The sequence below is a fragment of the Polaribacter sp. M10 genome, assembly GCF_054968445.1.
The window spans coordinates 37067-49764 of record NZ_JBSSBG010000017.1 but is presented as its reverse complement, the minus strand read 5'-3'; the positions used below and the strand labels follow the sequence as shown (position 1 = coordinate 49764).

The 12698-nt window shown below is 29.9% G+C and carries 10 protein-coding genes; 6 read left to right on the top strand and 4 right to left on the bottom strand.

Features of this window, described 5'->3' with window-relative positions; genetic code table 11:
- Positions 1-5: 5 nt before the first annotated feature.
- Genes ACWYN7_RS13940 through ACWYN7_RS13930 form a run of 3 tightly spaced genes read right to left on the bottom strand, consistent with a single transcriptional unit; the run spans position 6 to position 3261 of the window.
- A complete protein-coding gene (locus ACWYN7_RS13940) occupies positions 6-524 on the bottom strand; it encodes a methyltransferase domain-containing protein (protein ID WP_462860589.1) in 519 nt (172 codons plus the stop codon).
- Complete coding sequence (locus ACWYN7_RS13935; protein WP_462860617.1) at positions 517-2955, bottom strand: YfhO family protein; 2439 nt, start codon at positions 2953-2955, stop codon at positions 517-519. Before ACWYN7_RS13935 ends, ACWYN7_RS13940 begins: the two co-directional genes overlap by 8 nt.
- A gap of 45 nt (positions 2956-3000) precedes the next feature.
- A complete protein-coding gene (locus tag ACWYN7_RS13930) occupies positions 3001-3261 on the bottom strand; it encodes a DUF4834 family protein (protein ID WP_462860588.1) in 261 nt (86 codons plus the stop codon).
- 173 nt (positions 3262-3434) lie between these two features.
- Between ACWYN7_RS13930 and ACWYN7_RS13925 the strand changes: the two genes are divergently transcribed.
- The 6 genes from ACWYN7_RS13925 (at position 3435) to ACWYN7_RS13900 (ending at position 9480) form a co-directional block, all read left to right on the top strand.
- A complete protein-coding gene (locus ACWYN7_RS13925) occupies positions 3435-4451 on the top strand; it encodes a transporter (protein WP_462860587.1) in 1017 nt (338 codons plus the stop codon).
- Between the two features lie 14 nt (positions 4452-4465).
- Positions 4466-5587, top strand: a complete 1122-nt coding sequence (locus ACWYN7_RS13920; RefSeq protein WP_462860586.1) for a GTP cyclohydrolase — start codon at positions 4466-4468, stop codon at positions 5585-5587.
- 125 nt (positions 5588-5712) lie between these two features.
- Entirely contained in the window at positions 5713-6420 is a 708-nt protein-coding gene (locus tag ACWYN7_RS13915) for a 16S rRNA (uracil(1498)-N(3))-methyltransferase (RefSeq protein WP_462860585.1), read from the top strand.
- Between the two features lie 40 nt (positions 6421-6460).
- The gene (locus ACWYN7_RS13910; protein ID WP_462860584.1) at positions 6461-7102 is read left to right on the top strand and encodes a DUF4159 domain-containing protein; all 642 of its coding nucleotides are present in this window, start codon (positions 6461-6463) and stop codon (positions 7100-7102) included.
- Positions 7103-7194: 92 nt separating this feature from the next.
- Complete coding sequence (locus tag ACWYN7_RS13905) at positions 7195-8103, top strand: bile acid:sodium symporter family protein (protein WP_462860583.1); 909 nt, start codon at positions 7195-7197, stop codon at positions 8101-8103.
- A 318-nt stretch (positions 8104-8421) separates the two neighbouring features.
- Positions 8422-9480, top strand: a complete 1059-nt coding sequence (locus ACWYN7_RS13900) for a 1-acyl-sn-glycerol-3-phosphate acyltransferase (RefSeq protein WP_462860582.1) — start codon at positions 8422-8424, stop codon at positions 9478-9480.
- A 213-nt stretch (positions 9481-9693) separates the two neighbouring features.
- Here the strand turns inward: ACWYN7_RS13900 and ACWYN7_RS13895 are convergent, their stop codons facing one another.
- Positions 9694-12612, bottom strand: coding sequence for a glycoside hydrolase family 3 N-terminal domain-containing protein (locus tag ACWYN7_RS13895; RefSeq protein ID WP_462860581.1), 2919 nt, complete (start codon positions 12610-12612; stop codon positions 9694-9696).
- Between the last annotated feature and the right edge of the window lie 86 nt (positions 12613-12698).

The window sequence follows — 12698 nt, the reverse complement described above, 5'->3', positions numbered from 1 at the left end:
ATATACTACTTTCTTTCTGCAAAAACAGCATAATATCTAGGTGTAAACTTTCTTAAAATGGGTCTAAAACCAATCTTTTTAATTGGGCTTGTCCATTTTAATTTGTCTTTAATTACCCAACCCGATTTTTCTAACAACCAATCAAATTGCCAATCTTCAAATTCGTGATAATGTCTATCCCACATGTCAGTTTTGCTTCTGTAAGCTTTTGCAAACCATAATTTTAAAGGAATTGTAGTAATTAATTTAGTTGCTTCAATTTCTCTTAACACGTTAAATGGAGCTATTAAATGCTCAAAAATTTCAAAAGCAGAAACTGCATCAACTTTATGTTTTTTAACAATTTCGGGTAAAAGATCTAAATCTTCGCCTTCAGTATTAATTACAGTGTAACCATTTTCTTCCATTATTTCAGAAAACGGATTTCGAACACCTAAATCTAATATTGTAGCTGGTGCAGGAACTGTTTTTTGCAAAAAAGCCAATGTATGTTCGTATCTTTTTTTGGGTAGTTTCTTATACATGTTTCGCTCCTTTTTTCTTCTTTTTCTCATCATAAAACAACCAACCTAAAGTTACTAAAAGCAATAAACTATAAGAGGCTAAAGAAATAAAACTTCCTTTCTGAATTACTTTGGGTTCGAATTTAAAAACAATTTTATGCTCGCCTGCAGGAATTTTCATCCCTCTTAAAACATAATTCACTCTATAATGTGGCACCAAATCATTATCCATATAAGCATTCCAACCATCTTTATAATAGATTTCAGAAAAAACAGCAAATTGTTCTTTTTCTGATTTTGATTGATAGCTTAAAGTAGTAACATCATAATTTAACAACTCAATGGTAGCTGTTGAATCTTTTTGAATATCAAAATTTATATTTTCTGACAATTTACTTTTGTCTAAAACAGCAGTCGTTTTTGTATTTAGAGAATCTAGCGCTTTTATTTCTTTGTTAGCAGAATTCACCAATTTTACTTCTTCTACAAACCATGCATTGCCATTGGCATCCGGATTTAATTGTGCTTGTTTTTTACCTTCATTATCTGCAACAATAAAATATTTAGTATTTAACATATTTAATACTTGCATATTATTCTTTGCAATTTGAAAATCGAACAGTTCTTTGTAACGCCCCATTTTTGCTGCATGATAACCTCCTATGGATTGATGAAAATAAGAAGTTGCTCCATCTTGCATAGGATTCGTAGCAAAATTGGCCACTCTATAATGTGTTTTATCTTCTAATATTTGTTTATCTGCATTAGAGGCTATAAATGGTTTTTCTACTCTTCTAGAAGGTTTAAAATCAGATTCGTTTACGTATTTTTTATTTACAGATATTAAATCGAATAAAATAAAAACCAACAAACCAATCATTGCATATTGTTGTTTTAATTTGTTTTTTAAGAAAAACCACAACACACCTGCAGATAAAATCACTAAAATTAAAGAACGTAAAGTATCCATTAATAACATCGATTTTCTATCAGCAATAACAGCATCAATTAAACCAGGTAAATCATTGTAATTAGCATCTCTTATTCCTTGAAAAGTTGAAAAACTGTGAGCTAAAATAAAACCAAAAATAATTAGTCCTCCAAAAGTAAAAACTGCTTTTTCTAGTGCTTTTAATTTCTTTTTATCCGATTTTTTTGATGTAAAGAATTCTTTTAAAGCCAAAACTCCTAAAATTGGCACACACAATTCCGCTATAATTTGTATAGATGAAACTGCTCTAAATTTATTGTAAAGAGGAACATAATCGATAAAAAAGTTGGTTAAAAATTCAAAATTTCTACCCCAACTTAACAAAATAGAAAATACTGTGGCTGCCACCAACCATTGTTTTAATCTTCCTTTTACTAAGAAAATACCTAAGAAAAATAAGAAAAACACAACTGCACCAATATAAGCAGGAGCTTCTATAATGGTTTGGTCTCCCCAATACGTTAACACTTGTTTCGAATAATCGTCTGCAACTTTTTTACCCGCTTTTTGTTGTATCAATTGATAAAAATTAGAGTTTTTACTCAATTCCTCTACAGTTCCACCACCCATAAAACGCGGTACAAACAAGTTAAAAGTTTCTAATTTGGCGTAACTATATTCTGTAATGTAGGCTTTATCTAATCCTTTAGTTGCTTCTTTTTTAGATCCGTCTGCATTTATAGTTAATTCAGATTTACCTCTGGTACTATAATCTGCATATTCTTTCATTGCCATTAATCTAGGCGCATTTGCACCAATACCTAAAACCACCGCAGCAATAATTACTGCTGCTTGTTTTATAAATCTAGGAATCGTGTTTTCTTTAATTGCATTTATCAGTTCAACAATTCCTAAAATTAACAAACAAAAACCTAAATAATAGGTCATTTGTATGTGATTGGTGTAAATTTCTAAAGCCATTGCCAAACCAGTAACAATAAAACCTAACACGTATTTCTTTTGAAAAACCCACAAAATACCCGCCAAAACTAAGGGCATATACCCTATTGCATGAGCTTTTGCGTTATGGCCAGGTACAAAAATGATGATTAAGTAAGTAGAAAATCCGAAGGAAAGTGCACCTAAAATGGCCAATCTCCATTCTATTTTTAATGCCATCATTAACACAAAAAAACTTAAAAAATATAGAAAAGTATAATCAGCTGGTCTTGGTAAAAAACGAATTGTTCTGTCTAAAGTTCTTACAAAATCATAAGGATAATAAGCGCTTATTTGATAGGCTGGCATTCCACTAAAAGAAGCCCCTGTCCAATAAGGTTCTGTATTTTTATCGGCTCTAAAATCTTTAATTTCTTTGGCCATTCCTGTAAATTGCGTAATATCAGATTGGGCTATTTTTTGTCCTTTTAAAACAGGATGAAAATACATTACAGAAGCTATTACAAAAATTGCGATAGCAATTACATATGGAAATAGTTTTTTAAGTTTCAATGGCTTAATTTAAGAGTTTAGTTTTTGTTGATGTAATTTCTTTATAAAATAGGGTTATTCTATTTCTTCAAAATCTACATATTCGCCCACAGAATTTTTACTTTGTGTAGTAGTTCTTGGTGCTTTATCTATAATGGTTTCTCCTTCTTTTATATTACTTTTTGGTTGCTCTGTTCTACCACCAAACTGTTCTTCAGCTTTTTTCTGCATGGTATCTGCAACTTTTTTCATCAAAAAAGGCGCTAATAATTTTGTTAAAAATTTAAGAGCGTAATAAATAATTAAAATAAAAAAAATAGTTTTTAATAAACCCATTTTGTATTAGTATTAAAAAATCTATCAAAAATAACAATTTGATAATAATTGTAGCGTTAACAAACTATAAAACTTTAACAAAGCTAAAAAAGTATGCAATACTTTTAAAAACAGCATTTTTGTTCTATGTTTGTTTAGCGATTCAGTATTAAAATTAAAATTGTTTGTTGATAATGAAAAACCCTAAATTGAAAATCTTTCTTTTCTTCTTTCTATTGTGTTTTTCATCAATTTATAGCCAATATACTGAAGTTATAAACTCAAACAAACCCGGTTTTTCTGAAAGTCCTTATAGTGTAGGTACAGGTGTTTATCAGTTTGAAAGTAGTATTTTTTTTAGAAACACATCTATAGAACCTACATTTTCTAGACCACAATCTTTAGGGTTCGACATGCTTTTTAGAACCAGTTTTTTTCTAGAAAAATTAGAAATTAATGCACAAGCAAGTTATCAAAGAGATAAAATTGCGTTTAAAAACATTTTTACTTCTCATTATTTTACCACAGGCTTAAGCAAATTTACAGTTGGTGCAAAATATTTAATATTTCAGCAAGAATATGAAGATAAAAGTAAAGAAGTTAGAAGCTGGAAAAAAAGGTTTGCTTTCGATAAAAAAAGGCTCATTCCTTCTGTGGCCATTTATGCAGGATTAAATACCAACTTTGTAAGTGAGTTTTACAAAACAGAACGTGTATCGCCTAAAGTTGGTTTATTATTACAACATAACTTAAGTTCTAAATTTAATGTAATTACCAATGTTTTTTATGATCAAATAGGAACAGATTTTTCAGAATTATCTTATATAATTACAGGTACTTATAATTTTAGCGATCGCTGGTCTACTTTTTTAGAAAATCAAACACAGTTTCAAAAATATCAAAACAACACCAATTTAGGATTTGGTTTGGCATATTTATACAGTAAAGATTTACAAATAAATTCATCTGTTAGATTGCTCTCTGAAAACAAAGCAACTGGTATTTATGCAGGTTTTGGAGTTTCTTACAGAATAAACAAACACAAAGATTCTTACAAAGAGTTAGATGAAAATGGAAGAGAAATAAAAGAATCGCCAATTTCTAATTACAATAAAAAGGAAAAAGGTTTCTTTAGCAGAATTTTTGGTATTTTTACAAAAAAGGAAAAGAAAAGAACCAAACGTACAAGAAGCCGTAAAAGGAAAAACTAACCCCCATAGAAAGTATGATTACCTTAAAACAAGCCAAAACTAAAAGAGAAATAAAACGATTTGTTTTATTTCCGTTTTCGTTATACAGAAATAATAAATATTGGGTTCCGCCAATTATTAAAGATGAAATTGCCAATTTCGACGCTAAGAAAAATCCTGTTTTTAAAAATGCTGATGCTCAATTTTGGTTAGCTTACCGAGGTAAAAAAATTGTTGGTAGAGTGGTAGCCATTATCAATTGGTATGAAGTAAACAATCAACAAATCAAAAAAATGCGTTTTGGTTGGTTTGATGTTATTGATGATCTAGAAGTAAGCAAAGTGCTTTTAGATAAAATAAATGAAATAGGTAAAGCAAATAATTTAGAATATATAGAAGGCCCAGTAGGTTTTAATAATTTAGATAAAACAGGTGTACTTATTGATGGTTTTGATCATCAAGGCACTATGATAACTTGGTACAATCATCCTTATTATAAAGATCATTTAGAGCAATTAGGTTACGTAAAAGAAAAAGAATATTTAGAAAATAAATTTAAATTTAAAAATGTTGATGCTGTTTATTTTAATAGAGTAAGCAACATTATAAAAAAGCGTTTTAAACTAAAGGCATTAGATTTTACAAAAACAAAGGAAATTTTACCTTACGTAGATGAAATGTTCGAAGTTTTTAGTGCCTCATACTCTAAATTATCAACCTTTGTACCTATTTCAGATGATCAAATAGAGTATTTTAAGAAAAAATACATCACCTTTATTAACCCTGAGTATATAAAATTTGTGGTTAACGAAAACAACAAACTTATTGCGTTTGCCATTGTTATGCCATCGTTTTCGGAAGCATTACAAAAAGCAAAAGGTAAATTATTTCCCTTAGGCATGTTTCGTTTGCTAAAAGCAAGAAAACATTCTAAAGACGTTACTTTTTACTTAATTGGTGTTCATCCAGATTTCCAAAATAAAGGAGTAACAGCAATAATTTTTGATCAGTATGCAAAAACTTTTGAAAAAAGAGGCATTGTAAATTGTATTAGAACTCCTGAGTTAGAAGAAAATGAATCCATCAGAAAAATTTGGGAAGATTTTAATCCTCAAACACACAAAAGAAGAAGAACTTATAGAAAGAGTATTCAGTAGGTCTTTTAGCTTTTAGCAAAAATTAAAAATATAAATGCTTACAACTTTTTACTTTGATATTTTGTTCCTAGTTCAATCTGTAACTATGTAAATTTGTTACTAATTTTAACTTTTACCATTTACCAATGCAGTTATTTTATAATTCTGATCTTACAACTACCTCTTCTTCCATTACTTTTGATAAAATTGAAAGCAGACATATTGTACGTGTTTTAAGAAAAAAACAAGATGATGTTTTGCACATTACCAATGGAAAAGGTTTTTTGTTCGATGCAAAAATTACCATTGCTAGTGATAAAAAATGCATTGCAGAAATTATAGCTCATCAAGAAAAACAAAAACCTTGGGACTATTATTTACATATAGCGATTGCACCCACGAAAAATAACGATAGAATTGAATGGTTTTTAGAAAAAGCCACTGAGATTGGTATAGATGAAATTACACCAATTATATGTAATAATTCAGAACGTAGAGTAGTAAAACTAGAACGATTCGAAAAAATCATTCAGTCTGCCATGAAACAATCTTTAAAATTCACGCTTCCAAAACTAAACCCTTCAGTAAAGTTTCATGAATTTATCAACCAAGAGTTTGAAGGCAAAGTTTGTATAGCGCATTGTGAAGATGATGATAAAACATTACTTAAAAACAGTATAAATCCATCAGAAAAAATTACCATTTTAATTGGCCCAGAAGGCGATTTTTCTTTGGATGAAATTAAAAAAGCTTTAGAAAAAAAATTCACTCCAATTTCTTTAGGCGAAAGTAGACTAAGAACCGAAACTGCTGCTTTAGTTGCTGTAAATACAGTTTCTTTTGTAAATCAGTAAAATCATTTTTACTATCTTGCTATAAATTTTTTCAAAATTTATGAAGCAATTTATAACGCTCTTAGTATTCTCTTTTTTTTTACAGACAAACGCACAAGAGGTTGCCATTCTAAAATACAATGGTGGTGGAGATTGGTATGCAAACCCCACTGCAATACCAAACTTAGTTGATTTTACAAACCAAAATATAAAAACCAATATTTCTAAAAATCCGCAGACTGTAGAAGTAAACAGCGAAGATATTTACAACTATCCCATACTTTTTTTAACAGGTCATGGTAATGTTTATTTTTCTGATGATGAAGCACAAAATTTAAAAAACTATTTAATTTCTGGCGGATTTTTACATATTTCTGACAATTATGGTTTGGATAAATTTATAAGAAGAGAACTCAAAAAAGTATTTCCTAATTTAGAGTTTCAAGAAATTCCTAGCAACCATCCTATTTACAATCAAACCTTTAAATTTCCAAACGGAATTCCTAAAATTCACGAACATGATAAAAAACCAGCGCAGGGTTTTGGACTTTTTTACGAAGGTAGATTAATTGTTTTTTACGATTATGAAACCGATTTAAGTGATGGTTGGGAAGATCAAATTATACACAACAACCCAAAAGAAGTTAGAGAAAAAGCCTTAAAAATGGGCGCAAACATTATTGAGTATGCGTTTACAAATTAGCTGTTAGCTGTTAGCTGTTAGCAAAAATGAAAATCCTTTTAAACTTTAAATTTTAAACCCTAAATCTTGAATCTTGAAACTAAAACAAGAATATGCAAAACGAAATAAACATAGATGCCATAAAAATAAACTTCGATTCTAGTGGATTGTGGGTGTTAAACATTGCCATTGCTATTATTATGTTTGGAGTTGCTTTAGCCATTACTGTAGACGATTTTAAACGACTATTAAAAAATCCTAGAATTGTATTTGTTGGTGTCTTATCGCAATTTATACTTTTACCTGCGCTAACGTTTGTCGCTATTTTATTGATAAAACCTCATCCTAGTTTTGCTTTAGGAATGATGATGATTGCTGCTTGCCCAGGAGGAAATGTATCGAACTTTTTTAGTAAAATGGCTGGTGGTAATGCAGCACTTTCTGTTAGTTTAACTGCTTTTGCTACCTTAATTTGCATTTTTATGACACCTTTTAATTTGCAGTTTTGGGGTAGTTTATATGGACCTACAAACCAAATTTTAAAAACAGTAGAACTCAATTGGGTAGATTTATTAAAACTGGTTTCTCTAATTTTAGGAATTCCATTAATCTGTGGAATGCTTATTAAACATTACCATTCAGAAATGGCTGGTAAAATAGAAAAGGTTTTAAAACCATTGTCTATGTTGGTTTTTATTGCTTTAATTTTTATTGCATTTTCTCAAAATTTAGACGTTTTTGTAAATCATATTCACCATGTTTTACTTTTGGTGATTTTTCATAACATTTTTGCTTTTATCTTAGGATTTTACACCGCAAAAGGTTTTGGCTTAAATAAAAAAGACTGTAAAACGATTGCTATGGAAACAGGAATACAAAATGGTGGTTTAGGTTTATTACTGATTTTTGGTTTTTTTGATGGTTTAGGAGGCATGGCTTTATTAGCTGCGTTTTGGGGTATTTGGGACGTTTTTTCTGGAATGGCTTTAGCCACTTTCTGGGGACGCACAACAAAGAGTTGAAATAAATTACTCGCGACGATTCATTTAAATCAACTCTTTTAAAATCATTTTTTAGAACTTGTTGGGGAAACGAAGTTAAGGGGTAAACTAAAAAAAGATTCTGTTATATTTTTTGTACTATAAATATAAAAGATATCTAAAATATAAAATATGATTTAAATCATATATAAACGCTTAACCCTTAATTATTCTTAAAATTTTAAAATATTTGGGTTGATTTTAAATATTTTAGAGCAATCTAAAAACACAAAACAGATACGAAAAGCAATGTTTTTAGCATAAAAAAAAAGTGTTGTATTAGATTAAACGATTGATAAGGTGAAATACATAAAAAAAATATGGTACCAGAGTGTAAAAGTTTTTTTAAAAATTAGCTTAAACTTTTATGCAAAAAAAATTAAGATTTCTGGTAGACAAAACATCCCCAAAAAAGGTGCAGTTTTGTTTGCCATCAATCATCCAAATGCATTGATGGATCCTTTGTTTGTAACTACTTTTAACCCTAGAGAAAATCACTTTTTGGTTAGAGCTGATGTTTTTAAAAAAACACTGATAAAAAAAGCTTTAAGTTCTTTAAACTTAATGCCCATTTATAGAATTAGAGACGGAATTAAACAACTTTCTAACAACGACGAAGTTTTTGAAAAATGCTTTAACATTTTAAAAAACAAAGAAACTTTAATTATTTTTCCACAAGGTGGCCATTCTAGAGACAGAAACATTAAACCTTTAAGTAAAGGGTTTACCAGAATCGTTTTTGGTGCTTTAGAGCAAAATCCTGATTTAGAAATTGCTGTAATTCCTGTGGGTATTACCTATCAAAACTCTTCTAGTTATCCTTGTAAAGTAGCTGTAAATTTTGGGAAAGTAATAGATTCTAGAGCCATTTTTAACGCCAACGAAAAACCCAAAGCCATTAATATTTTAAAAGCAGCTGTAAGCAGTCAGCTCCAAAAACTTACTGTTCATATTCCTGATGATGAAAATTACCAACATGTTTTAAGTAAATTAAATAAAGCAAATGTAGATTATACAAAAGTAGCGCAAGTAAATAAAATGATTGCAGAAAACAGTTTTCCTAAGCCTGTAAAAAAATCGATAAATCTTTTAAAACCGCTGTTTTATATCATTCTTTTAAATAGTATTTTCCCTTATTTAATCTGGAAAAAAATGAAGAAAAACATTCAAGAAATTGAGTTTGTAGATACCATGAGATATGCTGTAAATGTAATTGCTTTTCCTATTTTTTATTTACTACAAGCACTACTGATCTCTTTTTTCTTTGGATGGAAAATTGCAGTTTGCTATTGGATAGCTTCTTACCTAGTCATATTTATTTACACAAAATTTTCACCAACAAATACCGAAGATTTTTAATTTCTCACTCTTTTTCTGAAAAAATAGCTTATTTTACTTTAGATATAACAAATTAAAAATTGGCATATCTGAAAAGAATTGCAAAAACGCTAAAAGCCAGCAAACACGTTTAGCCCAGATTGAACGGCTTGTTTGAGCTCTTTTTTAAGCTTTTTCAGCTTAAAAAAAGCGAGTAGTGAAAGCTGGAAATAGCTTCAAAAAAAAATATAAAAACTATTCTAAAACAGCATCTTGAATAATTTGCTGAATTTCTGTTCTAATATTTTCTTTTACCAAACCTCTGTTTTCCATGGTTGGGTAAGTTCTGTTAGACAGAAAAACATACACAATTTCGCTTTTTGGGTCTGCCCAAGTAAACGTGCCTGTAAAACCAGAATGCCCAAAGCTTTCATCGGAAACACAACCACAAGTAGCTTTTACATCTGGATCTAATTGTGGTTTATCGAAACCTAAACCTCGTCTTACTTTTTTATCTTGATAATAACGATGGTTAAATTTGTCTATGGTTTCTGTATTTAAATATCTTCTACCACCATAAAACCCTTTTTGCAAATACATTTGCATAACTTTGGCAACATCGTTTGCATTGGCAAATAAACCTGCATGCCCTGCAACACCACCTAACATTGCTGCTCCCATATCATGCACGTTTCCTTGTAATAATTGATTTCTAAAATAATCGTCTTTTTCTGAAGGCACAATTACAGATTTATTAAACTTTTTTAGTGGCAAATACGTCATTCTATCTGCACCTAAAGGACTATAAAACTTTTGATTTACCAATTTATCTAAAGACTTTCCGTATTTTTTTTCTAGTGCTTCTTTAAATAAATAATAGCCTAAATCGCTGTACTTATACCCTTCTTTTTCTCTTTGATCTACTTCTTTTATGTATTTGTAAATGCTGTCTTTGTAAGAACTTGTAATAAATAAATTTTCGGCAACTTTTACATTGTATCTTCCTGTTTTTGTTGTTCTGTAAAACTGGGCAGAATTTTTATGTGTAATGCTATCTTTTGTTTTTAAGTAAAAAGGAATCCAAGCTGGTAACTTACCAAAATGCGATAAAATTTCTTTTACAGAAACATCTGCTTTATTGGTTGCTGCAAAACTTGGTAAAATATCTCGAATACTTGCAGATAAAGGAATTTTCTCTTCTTCTTCTGCCTGCATAATTAAAGGCAATGAAGCTAATATTTTTGTAAGCGAAGCAAGATCGTACAAATCAGAGTTTTTTACTTCTCTTTTTTTTTGATCTGTATGATAACCAAAACTTTTATTGTAAACTACTTTTCCTTTTCTTGCTACCAAGACCTGAAATCCGGGGGCCATTTTTTGTTCTAAAATGGTTTTAGCAATGGTATCTATTTCTGCTAATTTTTCTGATGATAATTGAGCTGCTTCTGGAATGCTGTATTCTAACCTAGCCAAATCGTAAGTGTCTATTCCAAAACCTACTTTAAATTCTTTGCCAATAGAAACTGGTAATTTTCCTTTGGCTTTTAGCGCTCCAAAAATAATCTGAGCAGAAATTTCTTGTGCCAATTTACTATTTTGATAAGACACCAATAAACTTTCTATATTGGTAAAACTTTTTAGTTGTAATAAACTATAAGGACTAGCAAAAACATCTAAAATCACATTTTTTTGCCTTGCAATTTCTTGCAACCAAACCAATTCTTTTTGCTTAAACTTGTAACTTTTCCAAGGATGTGCATTCGATTTATGAAAACCAATTATTACTTGATTGTATGGTTGCAACTTTTTTAACAATCCGTCTAAATTACTATCAGCAATAACATCTACTTTTGTGTAATTCTTTAACATATTTACAAAATGGTAGCCTACATCATCTCCTAATTTTACATACGCTATTTTTTGATAATCTAAATTTGCTAAAGGTATGTTTTGCTCTTTATTCTTAACTAAAGTAATCGAGTTTTCTACCAATTTTCTATGCAGTAATTCGTCTTTTGTACGATTTAAATCTGTGCTTAAATTTTCTAAAACTACAGGTTTATAATTGTGCAAACCCATCCAATATTTTGCCTTTAAAATTTTACGAACCGAAAAATTTAAACGCTCTTCAGATAATGTTTTTAGTAAAATAGCTTGCTTAATTAAACGAACACTTGCTGGCACATCTTGCGGAATTAACAACAAATCGTTACCTGCTTGTAGGGCTGCCAAATCAATCTCTGCAGAAGTTGCATAATTTGATGCTCCTTTCATATTTAAACCATCAGTAATAACCAAACCATTAAAACCGAGTTCTTTTTGCAACAAATTTGTTACTACATTTTTAGACAAAGAAGTAGGCAAGTTGGTATTAGATTCTAAACTAGGTATATTTAAATGCGCTGTCATTACACTACCTACACCAGCATCAAAAATTTTTCTGTACGGATACAGTTCAATAGAGTCTAAACGTGCTTTATCAAAATTTAAAACGGGTAAAGTATGGTGAGAGTCTGCTGCAGTATCTCCATGACCTGGAAAATGTTTGGCATTTGCCATTACTCCGAATTTTTGCATTCCTTGTGTAAAAGCAATTGCTTTTTGAGCCACGTTTTCTTTGCTTTCTCCAAAAGAACGGTTACCAATAATTGGATTTTCTGGATTTACATTTACATCTACAACTGGTGCAAAATTAATATGGATTCCTAATCGTTTGCAATGTTCGCCTAAATGTTCGCCAAATTGTTTTACTAGTGCATCATTTGTAATGGCGCCTAAAGTCATATTCCAAGGAAATCGATATGTATTTTCTAAACGCATGTCTAAACCCCATTCACCATCAAAACCAATCATTAAAGGCAATTTAGATAAGGCTTGATATTTATTATTTAAAACAGCTTGTTTTTCTGGTGTACCTTGCATAAAAATTAAATTACCTACATGATATTTTGTAATCATTTCTGTAATAAAATCTTCGTGTTTTTGATCTAAATTAGAATAAGCTTGCACCATGAATAATTGACCTATTTTTTCATCAATGGTCATATTAGTCAGAATACTATCTACCCAAATATTTTGAGCTTCGAAATCTTTAGTTCTTAAAGGGTCTATGGTTTGTGCATTTGCTTTAAAAAAGAATGCAATACATAGCATTAAAAATATTTCTTTTTTCATTTAAATACGATCTATTTTTTGGGGCGTTTTAACAGGCTTTCCATTATATCTTTTTTTTGTGATTCCTGCAATGTCATTGAGTGTTA